Genomic DNA, 22,661 nt, shown 5'->3' with positions numbered 1-22,661 from the left:
TCTAAATGTTGATGACAAAGCAACGTTATTATTCCTTAGACGTATTTAGAGGAGCAACCGTGGCGTTAATGATTTTGGTTAACAATCCAGGCACTTGGGCGTATATGTTTACACCTTTAAAGCATGCAGTCTGGCATGGTTGTACGCCAACAGATCTGGTGTTTCCGTTCTTTTTGTTTGCTGTTGGAAATGCGATGGCGTTTGTGATACCTAAGCTGCAAGATGCGGGACAACCGGTGTTTTGGAGGAAAGTAATTAAAAGAACCTTGTTGATTTTTGCCATAGGTTTGTTTCTGAACTGGTGGCCATTTGTACAGTGGGTAGGGGATGATTTGCAGTTCCGGGAATGGGTGGATCTGGATAATGTGGAGCGTGGTGTCCGTATCTTCGGTGTTTTGCAACGTATTGCGGTCTCCTATTTTTTTGCTTCTATTTTAGTTTATTTCTCTAAGCCCAGAAGTTTAATTTATATCTCGACTATACTATTATTAGGTTATTGGGGGCTTTGCGCATTTTTAGGAGAGGGAGATCCCTATTCATTGGAAGGGTGGTTCGGAACCGCTATCGACAAATTAGTATTGGGTGTTGCACATATGTATAAAGGAGAGGGTGTGCCTTTTGATCCCGAAGGTCTGATGAGCACCATACCCGCAATCGTGCAAGTGATATTTGGTTATTTGATAGGGATGTTTATTCGGAAGCAGGGACAAGTTGATTGGTTATGGGCAAAGGTGCCTGCCACAAGCGAACCTCATTTTAAACTGCTATCCGGATTGTTGGTGACCGGATTCATCATGTTGGTGTTGGGTTGGGCGTGGTCACTTGGGTTTCCGATCAATAAGAAAATATGGACAAGTTCTTATGTACTTTATACGACAGGGTTGGGTATCCTTTCGCTAGGTGCGATGATTTGGTTTCTGGAAATACAGCATATAAAAAACAGCACAACAAAGTTTTTTGATGTTTTCGGTAAAAACCCGCTGTTTATTTTTGTGCTTAGCGGCTTGTTGCCTCGGTTCTTGGGATTATTCCGGATCTCGGATGGCGTTTCTTCTGATGGTGTGCCACAGTATGTAACGGCTTTGTCTTGGTTTTATAAATATATGTGTGCAAAAATTCCGGGGCCGCCGGAATTAGGCTCGTTTGTTTATTCCCTTTGTTTTTTAGGTGTAATGTGGGGGATTTGTTATGTATTGGATAAGAAAAAGATATATATTAAAGTGTAAAGCTTAAAATTTTTAATTTTCATTTTTTAATTTCTATCTTTGCGCTCAATTAATAATTTTTTAACGCTTTAATATTATTCAAGAGATGTATTTAAGTAAAGAATACAAAGCTGATATCTTCGCAGAATTTGCAGGTTCAGCAACCAACACAGGTTCTACAGAAGGACAAGTGGCTTTATTCACTAAAAGAATTGCTCATTTAACGGAGCATTTGAAAAAAAACAGAAAAGATTTTAACACACAACGTGCCCTACAGATTTTGGTAGGTAAACGTCGTTCATTATTAGCTTACCTGTACAAAAAAGATATCGAGCGTTACCGTGCGATTATCAAAGGACTAGGCTTACGTGATATTATCAAAAAATAAGCTTTTAGTTGATCAACAAGAAAGGGCCGTTTGCGATTGTAAACGGCTTTTTTATTATATAGCTTTCTTGCCGCTCAAGCCGCGGCAGGGCTTTTACTTTTTTTACCTCAAAAAAAGTAAACAAAAAAAATCGCCACTTTAAAATTTTGATGGGGTGGATTGTGCATCTACGATAGTTCTACATATTTCAAAATTTTACATGTGGCATCTAAGAGTTAAAGGAGGGACACTACAATCGCACATCCCTTCATTAACCTCTGAAGTCCATCCGAATTTTTGAGACATTTAGAGATTTATCCTTAGTACTATCCCTTCTCCTCAAAGATTCGAAGGACGATTTTTTGCACAACTTTTTTCTAAAAAAAGTTGTATGAAATAGTTCGTTTTTTCAACAGAAAAAGAAGATGAAAAAAATTATTACATTTGTAGGAATTTTAAAAGTCTATAAATAAGGTGACATACGAAAGAATAATAAAAAAGATGAACCCGTATGTCGAATGGAATTACAAATGAGTTATAACGAAAAAAAAGTAACGATCGACTTGGGCAATGGATTGGCTCCGATCGAGTTGTCTACTGGTAAATTGGCGAAACAAGCTGATGGTTCAGTAGTGTTGAAACAAGGGGATACCATGTTATTAGCGACGGTGGTATCTGCAAAAGAACCAAAAGAAGGGGTGGATTTTCTTCCACTTTCTGTTGATTATCAAGAGAAATATGCAGCAGCCGGTCGTATACCGGGCGGTTTCCTTCGCCGGGAGGCAAGGTTGTCGGATTATGAAGTTTTGATTTCGCGTTTGGTCGATAGAGCATTACGTCCGCTATTCCCTGAGACATATCATGCAGATACACAAGTGATGATTTCCTTGATTTCTGCCGATAAAGATATCATGCCAGATGCGTTGGCTGGTTTGGCGGCATCGGCGGCAATAGCGGTTTCCGATATTCCTTTCAACGGTCCTATTTCAGAGGTTCGTGTTGCGAAAGTTAATGGTGAATTGGTTATTAACCCTCGTTTGTCGGCTTTAGAAAATGCGACATTGGAATACATCGTGGCGGGTTCTGCACAAGATATTGTCATGGTAGAGGGAGAGGCTAAAGAAATTTCTGAAGCGGAAATGGTTGAAGCAATTGCTTTTGCTCACGAGGCAATAAAGAAGCAGGTGGCGGCTCAAGTGGAGTTGGCAAATTTGGTTGGTGCAGTTGTAAAACGTGAAGGTAATCACGAACCTTCGAATCTGGATTTACGTGATGCGATTTTTGCAGCGACCTATGATAAGGTATATGCGATAGCGAAATCCGGTTCTACGAAACACGAGCGTACGGAACAATTTGCAGCAATAGGAGAGGAGTTTTTTGCGACAATGGGCGAGGATATTGACGATGAAACGGCATTCTTGGCAAAGAAATATTACCATGACGTGCAGTATGATGCTGTTCGTAATCTTGTGTTGGATGAAGGAATTCGTTTGGATGGTCGTGATGCGCGTACTGTTCGTCCGATTTGGTCTGAAGTGGATTATCTACCTGCAGCACACGGCTCAGCTGTTTTCACGCGTGGAGAGACGCAATCATTAACATCGGTGACATTAGGTGCAAAAGATGATGAGCAGATGATTGATGGTGCCTTCATTCATGGATACAATAAATTTATTTTACACTATAATTTCCCTGCATTTTCTACGGGTGAGGTACGTCCAAACCGTGGGCCAGGTCGTCGTGAAGTAGGGCATGGTAACTTAGCTATGCGCTCGTTGAAGCAGGTGTTACCTGCGGAGAACGAAAATCCTTATACGATCCGTGTGGTTTCTGATATTTTAGAATCCAATGGTTCATCTTCTATGGCTACCGTATGTGCCGGTACGTTGGCACTAATGGATGCAGGTGTAAAATTGAAAGCACCGGTTTCGGGAATTGCGATGGGGCTTATCACAGATGAGAAAACAGGTAAGTATGCTATCCTTTCCGATATTTTAGGCGACGAAGATCATCTAGGTGATATGGATTTTAAGGTGACTGGGACAGAAAACGGTATTGTGGCTTGTCAAATGGATCTGAAGATTAACGGATTGAAGTGGGAAGTATTGACGCAAGCTTTGGATCAGGCCAAAGAAGCACGACTGCACATTTTGGGTGAGATGAAGAAAACGCTTGATGCACCTCGCGAAGACTATAAACCGCATGCGCCTCGTATTGTTTCCTTCAGTATCGATAAAGAATTTATCGGAGCGATCATCGGACCTGGTGGAAAAATTATTCAGGAGATGCAGCGTGAAACAGGTTCTACTATTTCTATTGAGGAAGTCGACGGAAAAGGAATCGTACAGGTATTTGCGGATAACAAAGCCGCTATCGATGCTGCTGTTTCACGTATTAAAGCTATTGTAGCAAAACCGGAAGTGGGCGAAATCTACGAAGGTAAAGTGAAGTCGATTATGCCTTTTGGCGCTTTTGTGGAAATTATGCCGGGTAAGGATGGCTTGTTACATATATCTGAAATAGAATGGAGACGTCTGGAGAGCATGGACGGGGTGTTGAAAGAGGGAGATGTCGTAAAGGTTAAATTGTTGGATATTGATAAACAAGGTAAATTAAAGCTATCTCGTAAAGTATTGCTACCTCGCCCACCACGGGAAGAGAAACCCAAAACCGAGACGGAAACAAAGAACGGACCGCAGGCGTAAGGCTGTTGTCTAATTATAATAAAGAGAAACGGCTGTCAATTTGACAGCCGTTTCTCTTTATGGCTTCTTTTAAAGCATGATGACCGATTCTATCTTTGAAACGTTCTTGTAATAATCAATGACATCTTCTGCATTGTTTACGAACGTTTCCACGGTGATGGATGTATATTTCCCGCCAGACGATGCTTTTTCTGAAAACTTAGTGCTATCATGTGTAAACAGCTGTTTCACTTCTTCTTGTGCATCGCTTCCAGCTTTGACGATAAATTTAAATGTATACATCGAAGGAAACTGTTCAACGGAATTTAACTTTACGCGAAAATTATCGTAGAAGTCTGCTGAATTGTTGTTTCCATCATCCGGAAGATCCTGGATACGAATATCATTATTAAATTCACTCATTAATTTTTCTCCTTTGAACTACTATTGTCAAGAAGTGTACCAGCTTTTGTTTCTTCCTTCATTGCAGAAAAAGAAAACATTTTATTAGCTTAGCCTGCGTCATGGCAAGAAAAAAGCAAATTTCGATTAGTGATATAGCAAAAGCGATGGGGACTTCCATTACCACGGTATCTTTTATCTTGAACGGCAAAGCGAAGGAGAGAAGAATTAGTGATGCCGTGAATAAAAGGGTATTGGATTACGTGAAAAAGGTGGGATATAAACCAAGCCAATTAGTCAGAAAGCCAGCGGGCCGGACAAAAGTCATTGCCTTATTGGTCGACAATGTCGCAGACCCGTCTTTTTCAGAAACGGGCAGATATATAGAAGATATAGCTGCTGAATACGGATATCAAGTTCTTTATTGCGACACAGCTAACGATTTAAATAAGGCTACACAACATATTCAATTATGTATAGAAAAGGAAGTTGATGGATTGATTGTTATCCCGCCGGAAGATTTTGAAGAAACAATCATGAGGACGAAGCAGCGTATTCCGATAGTCTTGTTCGATCGATTTATACCCGAGATTGAAATCAGTTATGTGGTTTCGGATAACCGGAAAGGGGCTTATGATGCAACTAAATACTTGCTGGAGCAGGAAAGTAAACGGATAGGGTTGGTCAGTTTATATTCTAATCAGACGCATATACGAGGGCGGCTGGATGGTTATATGGATGCTATGGATGAATTTCGGATGCAATCTTTTATTAAGAAGGTGAGTGTGGAAAGCTCGCCGGATGAGATAAAGGAACAAGTGATCGAGTTTATCGTTGATAATAAACTGGATGCAGTATTGTTTGCGACCCATTCTTTAGCTGTTAAGGGATTAAGGGGAATAAAGGAAAAGGATATAGTGATGCCGAAAATAGTAGCGGTTGGCAATCGTGTTTTGCTCGAGTATGGTGTCGCTGAGATTTCGGTTGTGGAGCAAGATGCGGCACAGCTGGCTAAAAAACTTACCGAGATTTTAGTGGGCGAGATGGAAGGGAGACTACAAGAAGTGTCTCGGATAATAATTCCTTGTCAACTGAAAAAATAGAAACCCGTTACTTCTTGGTAGGTACGAATTTCATAGATAGTGAATTGACGCAATGCCGTGTGTTTTTTGGTGTAAACCTTTCCCCCTCAAATACGTGCCCAAGATGAGCATCACATTTAGCACAAAGAATTTCCACACGCCGTCCATCCGCGTCGAGCACTCGTTTTACTGCTCCCGGGATTTCGTCGTCAAAACTTGGCCATCCACAATGCGATTCGAATTTGTCGTGTGAATGATATAAAGGTGCTTCGCATCTTTTACAGATATATGTTCCCTCTTCCTTATTGTTAAGTAGCTCCCCGGTAAAAGGCCTTTCTGTACCTTTATGTACAATAATGTATTCCTCTTCCGAAGTCAGTTTGTTGTATTTTGTGCTATCATCCATAGTCATAAGTGTTGATGTTTGTTTACTATCTGTTTGCGATACAGATGTCTGGCTGCAAGCATATAGGCTAGCAGCTAATAACAGTAAAAGTACCCGGTAGTTAAACATAACTCTAAGTTCGCGAACTTTCCGTATAATTTTGTTTGGTATATGTCAAGAATTGTTACTTTTTTTAAGAAGGAAGCTTCTGTACCATGTGTTTTTGAGGGGGTAGATATGCCGTATTTATAGGGTTTTTTAGAATTATTTAGAATTGTTTTAAATTGATAATTTGCGTCATTAAATTGTCACTGATTGCTTAAATAGTTATACTTTTGTGCATTGTTTGAAGGGTCTAGACCATCTAGACAACATGTTTTAAAAAGTTTTATATCACAAATAAATAGTATAAAGTGCTAAATATGAGAAATATCTCATCCGTTTTGGGAAGACTTGCAAAGTCGGTATCGGTTGGTCTGGTACTGTTTTTTGCCGTTACAATGGCGCATGCGCAGGATGTTAAAGAGGGAGAGACCCTTTTCAAATCGAAATGTACAACTTGTCACAGTGTGACGAGGAACATGGTAGGTCCTGCGTTGGCGGGGATGTCAGAAAGACATTCGGAAGAGTGGTTGATCTCTTGGATTCACAATTCGCAGGCAATGATTGCTTCTGGCGATGAGGCCGCAGTTCAGCTTTTCAATGATTGGAATAAATTGGTAATGACATCTTTTACGGATTTGTCTGATGACCAAATCAAAAGTATCATTGCTTATGTAGATGCAGAAGAAGCTAAAGCTGCTGCTGGGCCGGCTGAAGGCGCGGCTGGCGGTGCTGCCGGGGCGCAATCAAGCGACGCGAATACATTGATGATTCTTGGTTTGCTCGCTATTGTTGTTTTGGCTGTCATTGTCATTGTTGTCTTAAATCGCGTAATCCGTACCTTAGAGAAGGTGATTGCTGGTAACCAGGCTGCGATTGAAGCTGCACAAGCGGAGAACGAAGAATATAAGGAGGATCGTTTTGGTAAATTTGCCAGAGCTTTTGTTCGCAATAAGAAATTAGTTGGTTTCGCGGTGTTGATGTTGGTGGCATTTTTAGGTGTTTGGGGATGGAATACCATGTGGAATGTAGGTGTTCACACAGGATATCAGCCTGTACAGCCTATTAAGTTTTCGCATCAGATCCATGCGGGTGTTAACCAGATTGAGTGTCAGTATTGTCACGGAGGAGCGTTTAAATCGAAAAATGCATCTATTCCTTCGGCTAACGTATGTATGAACTGTCATAACACGGTTACTGCTGCAGACCACTATGATGGTGAAACATCTCCGGAAATTGCGAAGATATATAAAGCATTAGATTATGATCCGGCTACACGTGAGTACGGAAATAATCCGAAACCTATTGAATGGGTGCGGATCCATAACTTGCCAGACTTTGCCTACTTTAACCACTCGCAACACGTTTCTGTGGCTGGAGTAGAGTGTCAAACATGTCACGGACCAATAGAGACTATGGAAGAAGTTTATCAGTATTCTCCTTTAACGATGAAATGGTGTGTAGACTGTCACAAAACGACAGAGGTGAATACGAACAATGAATACTACGACCAATTGATCGAGGCACACGAAAAATTGAAGAAAGGTGAGAAGATGACTGCTGCGATGATCGGTGGTTTGGAGTGTGGTAAGTGTCACTATTAATAATTAATTTAGAAATACGCAATCTTATATACAGCTTAAATGGATAGCAATAAAAAATATTGGAAAGGTTTGGAAGAATTGCAACAAACACCTGCTTTCATGGAAAGTAATAAAGGTGAGTTTGCTGAACCTATTCCTGTAGAAGATGTATTAAATGAAGCAGGCTTAAGCACGAGAACACCCCGTCGTGACTTTTTGAAAGCTTTGGGATTCGGTTTAGGGGCTGTGACCTTGGCAGCGTGTAATCGTACACCTGTTCATAAAGCAGTACCATATGTAATCAAACCAGAGGAAGTAACACCGGGTATACCGAATTATTACGCTTCTTCTTTTAATGGTCAGAGTGTATTGGTGAGAACCCGTGAAGGGCGTCCGATTTCTCTTGCCGCAAATCCAAATTCTATTGGATTAAACCAAGGTACAGACGCAACTACTGCCGCTGTTGTTTTGGATTTGTACGATATGTCCAAATTACAAAACCCACAATTGGATGGTAAGGATGTAGATTGGTCTACCTTAGATGCAACGGTAATAGATGCGTTAAATAAGGCTGCAGCAGCAGGAAAGCAAATTGCGATTGTATCGAATACAGTAAATAGTCCATCGGCATTGGCTGCCATTGCAGCGTTTGTAGCTAAATATCCAACAGCAGCGCATGTACAGGTTGATGCGGTGTCGTACAGCGGTATAATAGAGGCCAATAGAACAAGCTTTGGAAAAGCTGTTATACCTTCTTACCATTTAGCAAATGCAAATGTTGTGGTTTCGGTGGCTGCTGACTTTTTAGGCTCTTGGTTGGCAGGTGAAGAACATACACAAGATTATATTCAGAATCGTGACTATAAATCGTTGAAAAACGGTAAGATGTCACGTCATATCCAATTTGAATCCGGATTGAGCATGACCGGTTCTAATGCGGATGTGCGTATTGCTATTAAACCTTCAGAGGAAGGCGCGGTGTTGGTTTCTTTATACAATGCGATTACTGGGCAGTCTATAGCTGGTGGTGTTTCTAATAAAAAAGCACAGACTGCGATTGCCTTAGCAGCGAAAGAGCTGACGAATAATAGAGGTAATGCTGTTGTAGTTGCAGGTTCTAATGACGTAAATATTCAGCTTCTAACGAATGCCATCAATAGTGCGCTAGGAGCTTATGGTGCTATCATCGACTTAGATAATTACTCGAAGCAATATCAAGGTTCGGATGCTGCATTTCAACAGTTTATATCTGCAGCTGCAGCGGGACAAATAGGTGCGGCTCTTTTCTTAAACAGTAATCCTGTATATGATTACTTCAAAGCGGAAGATGTAACCAATGCACTTGCAAAAATAGATTTCACGCTTTCTTTTGCTGACCGTGCAGACGAAACGGCATCTACATTGAAAGCCATCGCCCCAGCCTCTAGCTTCTTAGAATCATGGGGAGATGCTTCTTCGAAAGAAGGGTATTTTACGATTATACAACCAACAATCAACCCTGTCTTCAATACGCGTCAAGCAGAACAGAGCTTGTTGGTCTGGGCAGGTGACAATACCAATATCTATGATTTCGTAAGAAAAAATTGGGAAGAAAATATCCTTGCAGGCACAGGTAAATCATGGAATGATGTTTTACAAACGGGCTTTATTTACAAAGGTTCGTCGGTAGGATCTTCCTATACGGCTAATGTGGATGTCAATGCAGTAGTAACTGCTATTGGTGCAGCTTCTAAAGCTGTCGTTGGTGATTTCGAACTGAAGTTGTATGAATCAACTGTCATGCGTGATGGTCGCTATGCAAACAATGCGTTCTTGCAAGAGTTACCTGATCCTGTTTCTAAGGTAACTTGGGACAACTATGCGGCATTGAACCCTCGTGATGCAGAAAAGCTAGGTTTGGGCGAAAATGGTAAGGTAACTGTGGAAGCAAATGGCTACACGGTAGAGCTACCTGTTGTGTGGCAACCGGGGCAGGCTTTAGGTACGGTTTCTATCGCTGTTGGTTATGGCCGTACAAAAGTAGGTAAAGCCGGTAACAACGTAGGACAGAACGCCTATCCATTCGCACGTTTGGTTAATGGTACTGTTCAGTTTGAAGCAAAAGCTACGGTTGCGAAAGCAGGTGGTACCTATGAGTTAGCACAAACGCAAACACACCATACTATCGAAGGTCGTAACATTGTCCGCGAAACGACATTTGCTAAATATTTGAAAGATCCAAACTCGGAGTCAGGACGTTTTGCAGATTCGCATAAAACGTATGACTTGTGGAATAAATTTGAATCACCTGGTCACAAATGGGTGATGGCAATCGATCTGAACGCATGTACAGGATGTGGTTCTTGTATCGTCGCTTGTAGTGTGGAAAACAATGTTCCTGTTGTTGGTAGAGACGAGGTTCGCCGTCGTCGTGAGATGCACTGGTTGCGTATCGATCGCTATTATACGCTAGAACAAGAAGACGGTTCGAAATTAACGAAAGAAAAAGAAATAGCGAAAGCTACAGATTACGATTACGAGAACGTTACGGTCGTTCACCAGCCGATGTTGTGTCAACACTGTGATCATGCTCCTTGTGAGACGGTATGTCCGGTATTGGCGACAGTACACTCTTCAGAAGGACTTAACCACATGGCTTACAACCGTTGTTTCGGTACACGTTACTGTGCAAATAACTGTCCGTATAAAGTACGCCGTTTCAATTGGTTTAATTACTGGAATGATTCCCGTTTTGATAACTATTTGAATAGCGAGTTTACACAGTTAGTGTTGAATCCGGATGTAACAACACGTTCGCGTGGGGTTATGGAAAAATGTTCTATGTGTATCCAACGTATTCAAGGCGGTAAACTACAGGCGAAGATGGAAAATCGCAAGTTGAGAGACGGCGATGTGAAAATGGCTTGTCAAGAGGCTTGTTCGGCAAATGCTATCATCTTTGGTGATGTTAATGATCCGGAATCAGAGGTTTCAAAAGCTTTACGTAACGAACGCGTGTACTATGTGTTGGAAGAAATCAACGTTCAACCTAACATCGGGTATATGACGAAAGTTAGAAACACCTTTGAAGCATAATTTTATTCTAATCTGAAATAAAACAACTATGTCATCGCATAACGAATCAATATTAAGAGAACCATTAGTAACCGGCAAGGATATCACTTATGCTAAAGTGACAGATGATATCTTGCTTCCGGTTGAAAATAAACCAAACAAAGCTTGGTGGATCGGTTTTATTGTAGCCGCTCTAGGAGCCATGTTGTGGGTAGTGAGTGTCGGATATACCTTTTGGACGGGAATCGGCGCTTGGGGACTGAATAAAACGGTAGGTTGGGCATGGGATATCACCGACTTTGTATGGTGGGTAGGTATCGGTCACGCCGGAACGTTGATTTCAGCCGTATTGTTACTTTTCCGTCAGAATTGGCGTAACTCCATTAACCGTTCAGCAGAGGCGATGACGATATTCGCCGTTATCTGTGCAGCTACGTATGTTGTTGCACACATGGGACGTCCATGGTTAGCATACTGGATTTTTCCATTACCGAACCAATTTGGATCCTTATGGGTAAATTTCAATTCACCATTGGTATGGGATGCATTTGCGATTTCCACCTATTTCACGGTGTCTTTGGTGTTTTGGTATTGTGGACTTTTACCAGATATTGCATCGGTTCGTGACCGCGCAACGGGACTTAAACAAAAGATATATAAAGTTTTGTCTTTCGGATGGAATGGCTCGGTTAAGACTTGGCAACGTTTTGAAATCGTTTCTTTGATTCTTGCGGGTATCTCTACGCCACTCGTACTTTCCGTGCACACGATTGTATCTATGGACTTTGCGACTTCGGTGATTCCGGGGTGGCACACGACCATCTTCCCGCCGTATTTCGTTGCAGGGGCGATTTTCTCCGGTTTTGCGATGGTACAAACACTCTTGTTAATTCTCCGTAAGGTGATGAACTTTGAGAATTACATTACGATGTTCCACATCGAGTCGATGAACAAGATTATTATGGTAACCGGTTCTATTGTGGGTATCGCTTATTTAACGGAGTTGTTTATCGCTTGGTATTCAGGTTCAGAATATGAGATGTATGCTTTTGCAAACCGTATTGCCGGTCCTTACGCTTGGGCTTATTGGGCGATGATGACCTGCAACGTAATCTCTCCGCAGTTGTTCTGGTTTAAGAAGATTCGTACGAGTATTCCTATCTCGTGGGTCTTGTCTATCGTAGTGAACATCGGGATGTGGTTTGAGCGTTTTGTGATTATCGTAACTTCTTTACACCGTGATTACCTGCCATCTTCTTGGGCAATGTTCTATCCGACATGGGTTGACGTAGGTATATTCGTAGGTTCAATTGGCTTGTTCTTCACACTATTCTTATTGTTCTTACGCTTCTTGCCTGGTATCGCAATTGCAGAAGTTAAATTATTATTGAAATCTGCAAGTTTACAGCAGAAGACAAAATTGGCGCAAGAAGGAGTATTCCCAGATGAACAAGTGAAATTCTTCCAGAACTCATTAGAAAAATATGATACGGTTTCAGAAGAAGATATTAAGGCATTAGACGTTAGAAAATAATAAGCAATGAGCAATACAAAATATATATTAGGTAGTTTTGCCGATCCCGATGAAATGATGCACGGTATCGACAAGTTGCAGGCAAACAATATCGGCATATATGATTGTTTTACGCCGATGCCTATTCACGGAATCGAGGCTAAACTAGGTGTGAGGCCGTCTCGCTTACCTATTGCTGCTTTTTGTTTTGGCGCATTAGGAACTTGTTTAGGTTTTAGCTTGTTGTATTATACTATGGCACATGACTGGCCGATGAATATTGGGGGAAAGCCATCACTACCATTACCAAACTTTGTGCCGGTTACGTTTGAGGTAACTATTTTGCTCTGTGCGTTGGGCATGGTAGCAACGTTCTTTTTCCGCAACCATTTATTTCCGGGCCGCGCACCGCGCGTAATGGATCTGAGAGCCTCAGATGATCGTTTTATTATTGCAATAGATGCTCGTGAAAACACAGACCACGCGCTAATCGAGTCCTTGTTAAAAGATGCTGGTGCGGTTGAAGTTAAATACAATGAAAGAAAATATGTTAGCTATGAATAAGAAGAATTTTCTTGGATCTGTATGCGCCGCATTTGCTTTGGCGGCGGTAGTTTCCAGCTGTGGCGATGGAAAGACGCGTAGTACAGGATGGGAATTCTCCAGAAATATGTATGATCCGATTGCTTACAATCCGGATCAGCCAAATAATAATTTTAAGAATAAAATGACGGCGCAACTTCCACCGGAGAACACGACGCCGATTGGTTTTGAGCGGTTTGAATTTGACAACTCATTAGAGGAATACGAACGTGCGGGCAGGGAACTGACTAATCCGTTGGCTGTTACAGAGGCAAACTTGGCGAAAGGAGATGCTTTATATCATACGTACTGTGCAGTATGTCACGGTAAAGACGGTAAGGGAGATGGTCCTATTACGAAAGATCGTTCTGTAACGGATTCACGTGGCACCCGTGCCTTAGAGAATTTTCCTCCTCCACCATCCTATCAGAAATCTGATGGCGCAAATTCATCACGTGGTGGAGCAATGAGCGAACTTTCGGTAGGTAAAATATACCATACGATTTATTATGGGCACAACTCGATGGGCTCGCATGCTTCACAGTTGTCACCGGAGGAACGTTGGCAGGTTGTCATGTACGTACAGGAATTACAAAAAAAATAATCTAACATCAATATAGTAAATGGGAACTCACAATCATCATCACGATTATAATTTCGGCGAAAAATTTCAATTCGCTGGTATCGCTAAGATACTCAGCTTGGTTGGAATTGCTGTAGGGGTGGTAGCTATCGCTTTCGGCCTTCTATCAAGTGACCATATTATGGTTGAACGTACATACGCTAACCTATTATTGATGGGTTATTATTTCACTTGCGTATGTGCCGCGGGTGCATTTTTCTTAGCATTGCAATTTGTCACGCAATCAGGTTGGTCAGCGGGTTTAATCCGTATACCGCAGGCCATGGCTAGCGTATTGCCTATAGCGGCGTTTATCTTGTTTGTTATCGTAGGTTTAGGCTTATTCACTCATAATTTATATCACCATTGGCATGCGGATGGCTTAATGGATGAAAATAGTCCGAACTATGACGCTTTGGTCGCGGGCAAACAAGCATTTTTGAATGTTCCTGGATTTTTGATTCGTCAAATTTTGTTCATGGGATCATATAGTATATTTGCCTTTATTTTAGCGAAATTGTCTTATCAAGAGGATTTAGAGGGTGGATTGAATTCTTATAAAAAGAGTTTTAAATTATCTGCTATTTTCTTGGTTATTTTTGGTTTTACGACACCAATATGGTCTTTTGATACCGTGATGTCATTAGAAGCACACTGGTTCTCGACCATGTTCGGATGGTATAACTTCGCCGCTATGTGGGTTAGTGGACTGGCTACTATTATTATCATTTTGGTGTTGGTGAAGAAAGCTGGATATTTGTCATGGGTAAACGAAAATCATTTGCATGATTTGGGTAAATTATTGTTCGGTTTCTCGATCTTTTGGACTTACGTGTGGTTTGCCCAGTTTATGTTAATTTGGTATGCTAATATTCCGGAAGAAACCGTATATTTCTACAAAAGATGGGAGCCTGAATATAAACCTTGGTTTTGGTTGAATATTGTGATCAACTTTTTAGCTCCGCTGTTGCTTTTGGTAGATAGAAGTCGGATACGGAGTTCAAACGCACTGCTGTTCACCGCTATCTTATTATTATGTGGACACTGGTTAGATTATTATATTATGATTATGCCAGGTACCGTTGAAAGTCATCGTGGATTTGGATTTATCGAGATTGGAACAGCTATAGGTTTTGTCGGATTATTCACATTCCTCGTGATGAGTAAGTTGAGCAAACATGCGTTGGCTCCTAAGAATCATCCGTTTTTGGAGGAGAGTTTACATCATCAAATATAGTTTCTAATCATTGCATAAGAATACGTTTAAACGTTTTAATAAGAAATGAAATTTAAAATTAATAACAGATTCAGAGCCGTGTTGGGATGCTTACTAGCCGTAGGATTGTTGTTCTCTACACCAAGTTTTGCGTTTCAGCAAGATTCATTAGCCCAAGATACCGCTGTTTCAGCCACTGCTGATACGGTTGATGAGGGGGAGGCTGATACCGCTGCAACAGGAGTGGTAGCGGATACGACGGCGGCGGATGGTGAGGCTGCGACCGCAACAACAACGACCTCATCATCGTCATCATCATCTTCTACGGTAGTTGATGAGGGGTCTCAGATAGACCCACAGGTTTATAAAAACATGACTTACTACATTCTTTTATTTTTAATTGTTTGTACAGTTGTGGCGGTTGTTGGTAAGGTATTGGCTATTTATGAGCTTACTCGTAAAATGAATGGCAAATACAATCCTTTTGCGAACAACACGTTTCAGTCGGTTCTATTGGTTATATTCCTAGTTGCTTTTTTAGGCTTTGTATACTATGGGTATGCAGTTTGGGGAGATTGGGCTTGGCGTTCGGCAGTTACGGAACACGGTGAACGTATAGATACCATGTTTATCATTACGACGGTGATCATCACCATTGTATTGGTACTGGTACATATTTTACTATTGACGTTCCCGTATATCTATAGAATGCGTAAAGGAACAAAAGCGTACTATTATCCACATAACGATACGATAGAGAAAATTTGGACAATTGTACCAGCTGTTGTACTGACGGTTTTGGTATTGTTCGGTTTCTTTACTTGGAGATCTATTACCAATGTTCCGGAGGATTTGCAGAAATCTGCTATTCAGGTGGAAGTTTTGGGCGAGCAGTTCCAATGGCAAATTCGTTATCCAGGAGCTGATGGGGTAATCGGGAAACGTAACTATAAAATGACGACACCGATGAACTCCTATGGTATCGATTTTAATGATAAGCATGCGTGGGATGATATCCAGGCATCAGACATTGTTATTCCGGTAAATAAATCTGTGCGTTTCCATATTATTTCAAAAGATATTATTCACTCGTTCTATATTCCTGACTTCCGTGTACAGATAAATGCAGTACCGGGAATGACCAACTACTTCCAGTTTACGCCAACAATGACTACGGAAGATATGCGTGAGAAAATGAACGATCCGAAGTACGATTTTGTAATGCTTTGTAACAAGATTTGTGGATCGGGTCACTACAATATGCAGAAAAAAGTTGTTGTAGTTACGGAGGAAGAATATAAAGAATGGTTGAGTACGCAGAATAAGTATTTTACTGAAGATTTGCAGAAAGAATTTGCCGCGGTAGATTCGGGAGATTCGAAAGAATTCACTACAGCTTCATTAAACTAAAGAAATTTATAAAACGAATATGTCAAGTACAGTTATATCGCACGGCGCAGCGCATCATGACGCACATGATCATCATCAAGAGACCTTTTTGACGAAGTATATCTTCAGTCAGGATCACAAGATGATTGCGAAGCAATTTTTGATCACAGGTATTGTGATGGCAGTCTTCGCTATGTTGCTTTCCATCTTATTCCGTATCCAATTAGCTTGGCCGGATACAGATTTCCCGATTTTAGAAGTCTTCTTAGGTAAATGGGCCGAAGGTGGACGAATCAAACCCGAATTTTTCCTATCGTTGGTGACTATTCACGGTACCATGATGGTATTCTTTGTATTGACAGCTGGTTTGTCAGGTACCTTCAGTAACTTATTGATTCCATATCAATTGGGTGCACGTGATATGGCGTCACCTTTAATGAATATGTTGTCTTATTGGTTCTTCTTTACGGCGTGTGTTATCATGGTAGCGTCTTTCTTCGTTGAAAGCGGACCTGCTTCTGCCGGGTGGACTATTTATCCTCCATTATCGTCCGTGCCGACTTCCATTCCGGGGTCTGGTTTGGGGATGACATTGTGGTTGATTAGTATGACCTTGTTTATCGCTTCTCAGGTATTGGGTGGCGTAAACTATATCAGTACCGTATTGAATATGCGTACAAAAGGGATGGACCTTTGGAAAATGCCATTAACAATATGGGCATTCTTCCTAACAGCTATCGTTGGTTTGTTGTCATTCCCCGTATTGGTTTCAGCTGTTGTGCTTCTATTCTTTGACCGTTCGGTAGGCACATCGTTCTACCTTTCCGATTTAGTGGTTCAAGGTGAAATTTTACCAAACGAAGGTGGATCACCTATTTTATTCCAGCACTTGTTCTGGTTCTTAGGTCACCCAGAGGTATATATCGTAGTTATGCCGGCATTAGGTTTAACTTCTGAAATTATATCTACAAACTCCCGCAAACCAATCTTTGGATACCATGCGATGGTGTACTCTTTGGTTGGTATTACCGTGTTGTCATTTATCGTTTGGGGGCACCACATGTTTGTGACCGGTATGAATCCGTTCTTAGGAGGCGTATTCATGATTACGACGTTGATTATTGCTGTACCGTCTGCAGTGAAAGCATTTAACTATATAGCTACACTATGGAGAGGTAATATACGTTTCACACCGGCGATGATGTTCGCTATCGGTATGGTTTCATTCTTTGTGTCGGGTGGTCTTACAGGTTTGTATTTGGGTAACGCTGCCTTGGACATTAACCTGCATGATACATATTTTGTGGTAGCCCACTTCCACTTAGTGATGGGATCGGCATCTATTTTCGGTATGTTGGCTGGTGTCTATCATTGGTATCCAAAAATGTTTGGACGTATGATGGATACAAAATTGGGATATCTTCACTTTTGGTTAACATTTATCGGCGCGTATTTGGTGTTCTTCCCGATGCACTTTATGGGTATCGATGGTGTACCTCGTCGTTATTATACATTTACGGCATTCCCGTTCATGGATAAGTGGATTTCCGTAAACTTACTAATTACTTGGGCTGCTATTATTGCGGGTCTTGCACAAGTAGCTTTCTTATGGAATTTCTTTGCTTCTATTTGGAAAGGCAAGAAAGCGACACAAAACCCATGGAATTCCAATACATTGGAATGGACTACACCAGTAGAACATATACACGGAAACTGGCCGGGTGAAATTCCTACGGTCTATCGTTGGCCTTACGATTATAGTAAACCGGGTCATGATACGGATTTCATCCCGCAGACCGTACCGTTCTCTGAAACGATGAGCTCGAACTTGCCGCATGATTTTGAAGGCAACGAAGAGGCTATCCGCATTCAGAATGAATGGAACAAGGAGAATAATAGAGAAATAATCGAAGGATAAAATCACGTAGAAGTAGAGAGAAGAGGTGTGTTATGTATCCCGGTACGGAAAAGCGATTCATTAGAACAAACAGGATTACGATCTTTGTTCTGTTCCTTGTTATCACAGCAGGTGGAATCGTCAGAAGTACAGGATCAGGAATGGGATGTCCCGATTGGCCCAAATGCTTTAACCGCATAATCCCGCCGACAGATGTTTCACAACTTCCCGCGGGATATGAGGAACATTATATTGAAGGAAGGGCTAAAAAGAATCAACGTTTTGCAAGAATCGTGGAGTTCTTTGGCTATCCGGAAATGGCGGATAAAATACGCCACGATGAGTCCATTCTGCAGCACGAAGAATTTAATGCCGCAAAAACCTGGACAGAGTACATTAACCGTTTGGCTGGTGTTATAGTGGGTTTTTGTTTGTTGTTTTCTGCCCTGTTCTCGTTTACGTATTGGAAAAGTAAGCCATCTATTGTTTGGTGGAGCGTTCTGAATCTTTTTGTAGTAATTATTCAGGCTTGGCTTGGATCTATCGTTGTTTCGACGAATTTGATGCCTTGGATTATTACCGTGCACATGCTTTTAGCATTGGTTATTGTGGCCATTAGTATATATACATTTTACCTGGCCACAACGATGCGAAATAAAAGTATCCTCATTAATCATCGTTTTGATCTGTTGAAGGGGATAGCTATATTTCTATTGGTATTAACGGTGGTACAGGTGGTGTATGGAACAGGAGTTAGGGAAGCTATAGATCATTTAAACGATGAAGGCGTTTCTCGTCAGGAATGGATTTCCCGGTTAGGATCGTCTTATGATATACATCGTATATTGGCTTATGTATCATTAGGGACAACAGTGGTATTGTTCTTTCTTGTGAAAAATAAGTTTAGTTCATTGACATTGCAAAGTAAATACGCTTGGGCTGTACTAATTTTAATTGGCATTCAGATGATGTCCGGAATTATTCTAGCTCGTTTTAATGTGCCGGCGGTTGCACAAACTACACATTTGGTTATCGCTAGCTTGTTTTTTGGCGCCTTGTACTATTTGATGCTATTAATGACAAAATTAAAACGATAGTATGAGCAAAGTTGCAGACATTTGTGGTTTTAACGCATACTTGTTCATTTTTAGAAGAGGATAAAGATTTTCATGAAGCAGTTCATTTCTGATTTCAATAAATTAGTTAAGCTTAGGTTGACCCTAACCGTTGTTTTTTCAGCTTCTATTTCGTTTTTGATTGGAGCCAGACAACAGGACGATATTATTTGGATAAACTGGTTGATTTTGACAATTGGTGGATTTCTGATAACCGGTTCTGCAAACGGTTTTAATGAAATTATCGAGCGCGACCTCGATAAGCTGATGAAGAGGACGGAAGATCGACCGCTGCCGGCGGGTAGGATGACTACTGGACAAGCATTGGTATTAAGCTTGTTTATGGGGATTTTCGGTACCTTGTTGCTGGTCAGGCTTAATTTTTTAGCCGGCTTACTCTCGGTTTTTGCGATCATCCTGTATGCGTTTGTATACACGCCATTAAAGCAAAAATCGCCAATAGCGGTGTTTGTAGGTGCGTTTCCAGGCGCATTGCCGCCCCTGATTGGGTATTATGCCGCTTTTAAGTCTGCGGGCTTTGGTTTTGAATACGCAGCAGTTAGTGAAGCGGCTATTGTAATCACGCCGTGGGTATTGTTTTTGATTCAGTTTTTTTGGCAATTTCCACATTTTTGGGCGATTGCCTGGGTTGCTGATGAGGATTATAAGCGAGCGGGGTTTAGGCTATTACCGACAACAAAAAAAGATACAATCTCAGCTTGGATGATTTTTATTTCGGCCGTATTAATGGTTCCGGTAGGTGTACTGCCCCTATATTACGGTTTCGGTGGTTGGGTATTTACGGTGGTGTCGCTGGTGGGCGGTTTGTTGTTTGCTTATTATGGTTTTAAGCACATAAAAGAAATGACCGATGCCACGGCAAAGAAAGTGATGTTCACATCATTCATTTATTTGCCACTAACGCAATTGGTTTTGTTATTTGATTTTATTCCTTTGAAATAGATGGAGCATACGGACGATTATACAACGGAAGAATTGATGCAATCAAGGAAGGCTAAAAAGTTTAACCTTTGGCTGGGAATGATTGGTATGTTTATGATGTTTGCGGCGTTGTCCAGCGGATTCATCGTGTATACAGCTGGTGGAGTTGATAAAGGAATAAAGACTATTTTGCCTAATACTTTTATATATAGTACGATCGTGATCGTATTCAGCAGTTTGACACTGCATTTAGGTTATCGCGCGACGAAGCTGGAGCAATTAGGTAAACAAAAGTTATTTTTATTGCTGACCATTGTATTGGGGGTTGTGTTTTTTGTCTTGCAGGTGGATGCTTGGTCAGTATTGGTGAGTCGGGATATTACTTTTATAAATAATAATGCATCACAATCGTTTATCTATGTGTTTACGGGGATGCATTTAGCACATATTATTGCGGGTTTGATCGTGTTGGTAAGATGTTTATGGGGAGCTATGAAGCCTATCCCATTTCCGGACAACCAATTCCGCATGAATTTAGCCACTATTTTTTGGCATTTTCTCGATCTTTTGTGGATTTATATTTATGTTTTCTTACTTTTGAATCAATAATAGTAAACAATGAGTACAACAACTGTATCGCAATTGGATAAGGTAAAAGACGGCCCTTGGAGTGGTGGTAAGTCGCCTTGGAACTTGGAGTATGGAAAAATCATGATGTGGTTTTTCTTGGTATCGGATGCCTTTACGTTTTCTGCATTTCTGATTTACTATGGCGCGCAAAAATTTGCGCAGCCTACGTGGATTGACGCAGATAAGGTTTTCCAATCTATTCCAGGTATTGCCGAGTCTGGACAACCTTTGGTGTTCGTCGGTATCATGACCTTTATTTTGATTATGTCATCTGTAACCATGGTATTGGCTGTTGATGCAGGTCATCGGAACAGGAAAGATGAGGTCGTAAAATGGATGCTGTGGACGATTTTGGGTGGTTTAGCTTTTGTTGGCTGTCAGGCTATCGAGTGGACACACTTACATCATCAAGGTTTTTGGTTTGGAAGAAACCCGGCAACAGGTTTGGAAGGTGATGCTGTAGCACAAGCGTTGGCGCCTTATTTTACAAAGGATATATCCTATACTGCTGCTTTACAGTTCTCTAATCTGTTCTTCACGATAACAGGTTTTCACGGATTTCACGTATCGATCGGAATCTTATTGAATATTATCATTTTGAGCATGACGCTCAATAATACATTCGAAAGAAGAGGTACATACTTAATGGTTGAAAAGGTAGGTCTTTATTGGCACTTTGTAGACTTAGTATGGGTATTCGTATTTACGTTCTTCTATTTGATTTAATTGGTTACGGAATTTATCACATTACTATATAACAGAAATGTCTAATCACGAAAATATAGCAACAACACATGACCACCATGATCATGGTGGTATGGATAAAAAAGGAATTTGGAGAGTTTTCTTTATCCTTTTAGCGTTGACCGCCCTAGAGTTTTTGATCGCTTTAGGTTTTGTTCACCACTGGGGTATCCTCCAAAAAGGGATATTCGTTAATGTAATTTATATTGCATTGACGTTGGTAAAAGCTTTTTACATCATTGCCTATTTCATGCACCTGAAGTTTGAGAAATCGGGTTTTATTGTCTGTGTGAGTATCGGTTTCATCTTTATTGTATACTTTATTGTATTGATGTTAATCGAAGGTGATTATTTATTATATCATTTACAATCACATCCATTATTTCCCAATAATTAAGTTGTAACGAGGAGGCTTTAAATGAGTAAGCATACTCAAAGAGGTAAATCAAAGATAATTATCCTGGCATTAATCTTACTGGTGCCAGGATTTTTATATATAGCCGTTAATAGATTTGGCTTTAATGAATATGCTTCGCTACCCGTTTTTGGAGAGAAGAAGCTGAGTGGCGAAATGAAACGTAACTGGGGCAGGGAGTACCCGGATACGATTTTTCATACGGTATCCCATATTGGCTTTAATGATGGAGCAGGAGCAAATGTGGCGTTTCCCGCACCAGATACTTGTATAAGCATAGCACATCTTTTTTATACTCGGGACGCTGCTTTTTCACGATTGATGTTAGATCACATGGATATGTTAGCCACGCGTTTTCAAGAGAATTCTAAGGTGAATTTTTTCTCTATTTCGGTTGATAGTACAGATACCCAAACAGATGTGAACGCCTTTATGCATGGATATAAAAACATGACCGGGAAGCATTGGCATGTTGTCCATAATGCGAATGTGGATATCTTTGGCTACGCTCGGGAACAATTGCTTATTGATGCGATGCCGGATCCGACTGATTCAACCCGTTTTTTGATTAGTAACCAATTGGTGTTGCTGGACTCCAAAGGCCGTATTCGTGGTTTCTACGATATAAGTCTAAAGGGGGAGATAGATCGCTTGGAAGATGAGATAAAATTGCTGATGGTAGAGGAGATCAGGAACAGACCAATGAAAGTAGAAAAACAATAAGTATACATT

20 protein-coding genes are annotated in these 22,661 nt (G+C 41.0%); 18 read left to right on the top strand and 2 right to left on the bottom strand.

The window, feature by feature from the left end; genetic code table 11:
- Positions 1–11 precede the first annotated feature (11 nt).
- The 3 genes from H8B06_RS14160 to pnp all read left to right on the top strand — a co-directional run bounded on the left by H8B06_RS14160 (position 12) and on the right by pnp (position 4,277).
- On the top strand, positions 12–1,226 hold the full coding sequence (locus H8B06_RS14160; protein WP_190994917.1) for an acyltransferase family protein: 1,215 nt from the start codon (positions 12–14) through the stop codon (positions 1,224–1,226).
- An 85-nt stretch (positions 1,227–1,311) separates the two neighbouring features.
- Positions 1,312–1,593 (top strand): 30S ribosomal protein S15, encoded by a 282-nt coding sequence (gene rpsO / locus H8B06_RS14155; RefSeq protein WP_130141614.1) that lies wholly within the window; start codon positions 1,312–1,314, stop codon positions 1,591–1,593.
- Positions 1,594–2,102: 509 nt separating this feature from the next.
- Entirely contained in the window at positions 2,103–4,277 is a 2,175-nt protein-coding gene (pnp, locus tag H8B06_RS14150) for a polyribonucleotide nucleotidyltransferase (RefSeq protein ID WP_190994916.1), read from the top strand.
- A 69-nt stretch (positions 4,278–4,346) separates the two neighbouring features.
- Here the strand turns inward: pnp and H8B06_RS14145 are convergent, their stop codons facing one another.
- Positions 4,347–4,679 (bottom strand): DUF493 domain-containing protein, encoded by a 333-nt coding sequence (locus H8B06_RS14145; RefSeq protein WP_190994915.1) that lies wholly within the window; start codon positions 4,677–4,679, stop codon positions 4,347–4,349.
- 101 nt (positions 4,680–4,780) lie between these two features.
- Here H8B06_RS14145 and H8B06_RS14140 point away from each other — a divergent pair, with 101 nt between their 5' ends.
- Positions 4,781–5,761, top strand: coding sequence for a LacI family DNA-binding transcriptional regulator (locus tag H8B06_RS14140; RefSeq protein ID WP_190994914.1), 981 nt, complete (start codon positions 4,781–4,783; stop codon positions 5,759–5,761).
- A 7-nt stretch (positions 5,762–5,768) separates the two neighbouring features.
- Here H8B06_RS14140 and H8B06_RS14135 read toward each other — a convergent pair whose 3' ends face one another.
- Positions 5,769–6,146: a methionine-R-sulfoxide reductase gene (locus H8B06_RS14135; RefSeq protein WP_317170923.1), complete on the bottom strand. Its 378-nt coding sequence runs from the start codon at positions 6,144–6,146 to the stop codon at positions 5,769–5,771.
- Positions 6,147–6,547: 401 nt separating this feature from the next.
- On the opposite strand from H8B06_RS14135, the gene H8B06_RS14130 reads away from it, so the two are divergent.
- The 14 genes from H8B06_RS14130 to H8B06_RS14065 all read left to right on the top strand — a co-directional run bounded on the left by H8B06_RS14130 (position 6,548) and on the right by H8B06_RS14065 (position 22,652).
- The gene (locus H8B06_RS14130) at positions 6,548–7,831 is read left to right on the top strand and encodes a cytochrome c3 family protein (RefSeq protein ID WP_190994912.1); all 1,284 of its coding nucleotides are present in this window, start codon (positions 6,548–6,550) and stop codon (positions 7,829–7,831) included.
- Between the two features lie 39 nt (positions 7,832–7,870).
- On the top strand, positions 7,871–10,885 hold the full coding sequence (locus H8B06_RS14125; protein ID WP_190994911.1) for a TAT-variant-translocated molybdopterin oxidoreductase: 3,015 nt from the start codon (positions 7,871–7,873) through the stop codon (positions 10,883–10,885).
- 28 nt (positions 10,886–10,913) lie between these two features.
- Positions 10,914–12,398 carry an NrfD/PsrC family molybdoenzyme membrane anchor subunit gene (gene nrfD / locus H8B06_RS14120; protein WP_190994910.1) on the top strand — a complete coding sequence of 495 codons (1,485 nt, stop codon included), beginning with the start codon at positions 10,914–10,916 and terminating at the stop codon, positions 12,396–12,398.
- 6 nt (positions 12,399–12,404) lie between these two features.
- Complete coding sequence (locus tag H8B06_RS14115) at positions 12,405–12,941, top strand: DUF3341 domain-containing protein (protein WP_190994909.1); 537 nt, start codon at positions 12,405–12,407, stop codon at positions 12,939–12,941.
- On the top strand, positions 12,934–13,563 hold the full coding sequence (locus tag H8B06_RS14110) for a c-type cytochrome (protein ID WP_317170921.1): 630 nt from the start codon (positions 12,934–12,936) through the stop codon (positions 13,561–13,563). The genes H8B06_RS14115 and H8B06_RS14110 overlap by 8 nt, the downstream gene beginning before the upstream one ends.
- A gap of 19 nt (positions 13,564–13,582) precedes the next feature.
- Positions 13,583–14,818, top strand: a complete 1,236-nt coding sequence (locus tag H8B06_RS14105; protein WP_190994907.1) for a quinol:cytochrome C oxidoreductase — start codon at positions 13,583–13,585, stop codon at positions 14,816–14,818.
- 45 nt (positions 14,819–14,863) lie between these two features.
- On the top strand, positions 14,864–16,207 hold the full coding sequence (locus tag H8B06_RS14100) for a cytochrome c oxidase subunit II (RefSeq protein ID WP_223857684.1): 1,344 nt from the start codon (positions 14,864–14,866) through the stop codon (positions 16,205–16,207).
- Between the two features lie 19 nt (positions 16,208–16,226).
- Complete coding sequence (locus tag H8B06_RS14095; protein ID WP_190994906.1) at positions 16,227–18,104, top strand: cytochrome c oxidase subunit I; 1,878 nt, start codon at positions 16,227–16,229, stop codon at positions 18,102–18,104.
- 32 nt (positions 18,105–18,136) lie between these two features.
- On the top strand, positions 18,137–19,180 hold the full coding sequence (locus H8B06_RS14090) for a COX15/CtaA family protein (RefSeq protein WP_190994905.1): 1,044 nt from the start codon (positions 18,137–18,139) through the stop codon (positions 19,178–19,180).
- Positions 19,181–19,252: 72 nt separating this feature from the next.
- Positions 19,253–20,161 (top strand): heme o synthase, encoded by a 909-nt coding sequence (gene cyoE, locus H8B06_RS14085; protein WP_190994904.1) that lies wholly within the window; start codon positions 19,253–19,255, stop codon positions 20,159–20,161.
- Positions 20,162–20,749 (top strand): cytochrome c oxidase subunit 3, encoded by a 588-nt coding sequence (locus H8B06_RS14080; RefSeq protein WP_190994903.1) that lies wholly within the window; start codon positions 20,162–20,164, stop codon positions 20,747–20,749.
- Between the two features lie 9 nt (positions 20,750–20,758).
- Complete coding sequence (locus H8B06_RS14075; protein ID WP_130141600.1) at positions 20,759–21,496, top strand: cytochrome c oxidase subunit 3; 738 nt, start codon at positions 20,759–20,761, stop codon at positions 21,494–21,496.
- 37 nt (positions 21,497–21,533) lie between these two features.
- Positions 21,534–21,911: a cytochrome C oxidase subunit IV family protein gene (locus tag H8B06_RS14070; protein ID WP_130141599.1), complete on the top strand. Its 378-nt coding sequence runs from the start codon at positions 21,534–21,536 to the stop codon at positions 21,909–21,911.
- Between the two features lie 21 nt (positions 21,912–21,932).
- On the top strand, positions 21,933–22,652 hold the full coding sequence (locus H8B06_RS14065) for an SCO family protein (protein WP_190994902.1): 720 nt from the start codon (positions 21,933–21,935) through the stop codon (positions 22,650–22,652).
- Positions 22,653–22,661: the final 9 nt, after the last annotated feature.

This window comes from Sphingobacterium micropteri (assembly GCF_014692515.1).
In the GTDB taxonomy this organism is placed as follows: Bacteria; Bacteroidota; Bacteroidia; order Sphingobacteriales; family Sphingobacteriaceae; genus Sphingobacterium; species Sphingobacterium micropteri.
This window is presented reverse-complemented; position numbering and strand designations above follow the sequence as displayed.

What these genes read in the sequence shown, in the direction of transcription:
- H8B06_RS14135 (WP_317170923.1), bottom strand. Translation starts at nt 6,146, where the DNA reads ATGGATGATAGCACAAAATACAACAAACTGACTTCGGAAGAGGAATAC.
- H8B06_RS14075 (WP_130141600.1), top strand. Translation starts at nt 20,759, where the DNA reads ATGAGTACAACAACTGTATCGCAATTGGATAAGGTAAAAGACGGCCCT.
- H8B06_RS14080 (WP_190994903.1), top strand. Translation starts at nt 20,162, where the DNA reads ATGGAGCATACGGACGATTATACAACGGAAGAATTGATGCAATCAAGG.
- pnp (WP_190994916.1), top strand. Translation starts at nt 2,103, where the DNA reads ATGAGTTATAACGAAAAAAAAGTAACGATCGACTTGGGCAATGGATTG.
- nrfD (WP_190994910.1), top strand. Translation starts at nt 10,914, where the DNA reads ATGTCATCGCATAACGAATCAATATTAAGAGAACCATTAGTAACCGGC.
- H8B06_RS14160 (WP_190994917.1), top strand. Translation starts at nt 12, where the DNA reads ATGACAAAGCAACGTTATTATTCCTTAGACGTATTTAGAGGAGCAACC.
- H8B06_RS14070 (WP_130141599.1), top strand. Translation starts at nt 21,534, where the DNA reads ATGTCTAATCACGAAAATATAGCAACAACACATGACCACCATGATCAT.
- H8B06_RS14065 (WP_190994902.1), top strand. Translation starts at nt 21,933, where the DNA reads ATGAGTAAGCATACTCAAAGAGGTAAATCAAAGATAATTATCCTGGCA.
- H8B06_RS14115 (WP_190994909.1), top strand. Translation starts at nt 12,405, where the DNA reads ATGAGCAATACAAAATATATATTAGGTAGTTTTGCCGATCCCGATGAA.
- H8B06_RS14140 (WP_190994914.1), top strand. Translation starts at nt 4,781, where the DNA reads ATGGCAAGAAAAAAGCAAATTTCGATTAGTGATATAGCAAAAGCGATG.
- H8B06_RS14110 (WP_317170921.1), top strand. Translation starts at nt 12,934, where the DNA reads ATGAATAAGAAGAATTTTCTTGGATCTGTATGCGCCGCATTTGCTTTG.
- H8B06_RS14090 (WP_190994905.1), top strand. Translation starts at nt 18,137, where the DNA reads ATGTATCCCGGTACGGAAAAGCGATTCATTAGAACAAACAGGATTACG.
- H8B06_RS14130 (WP_190994912.1), top strand. Translation starts at nt 6,548, where the DNA reads ATGAGAAATATCTCATCCGTTTTGGGAAGACTTGCAAAGTCGGTATCG.
- H8B06_RS14095 (WP_190994906.1), top strand. Translation starts at nt 16,227, where the DNA reads ATGTCAAGTACAGTTATATCGCACGGCGCAGCGCATCATGACGCACAT.
- rpsO (WP_130141614.1), top strand. Translation starts at nt 1,312, where the DNA reads ATGTATTTAAGTAAAGAATACAAAGCTGATATCTTCGCAGAATTTGCA.
- H8B06_RS14100 (WP_223857684.1), top strand. Translation starts at nt 14,864, where the DNA reads ATGAAATTTAAAATTAATAACAGATTCAGAGCCGTGTTGGGATGCTTA.
- H8B06_RS14145 (WP_190994915.1), bottom strand. Translation starts at nt 4,679, where the DNA reads ATGAGTGAATTTAATAATGATATTCGTATCCAGGATCTTCCGGATGAT.
- H8B06_RS14105 (WP_190994907.1), top strand. Translation starts at nt 13,583, where the DNA reads ATGGGAACTCACAATCATCATCACGATTATAATTTCGGCGAAAAATTT.
- H8B06_RS14125 (WP_190994911.1), top strand. Translation starts at nt 7,871, where the DNA reads ATGGATAGCAATAAAAAATATTGGAAAGGTTTGGAAGAATTGCAACAA.
- cyoE (WP_190994904.1), top strand. Translation starts at nt 19,253, where the DNA reads ATGAAGCAGTTCATTTCTGATTTCAATAAATTAGTTAAGCTTAGGTTG.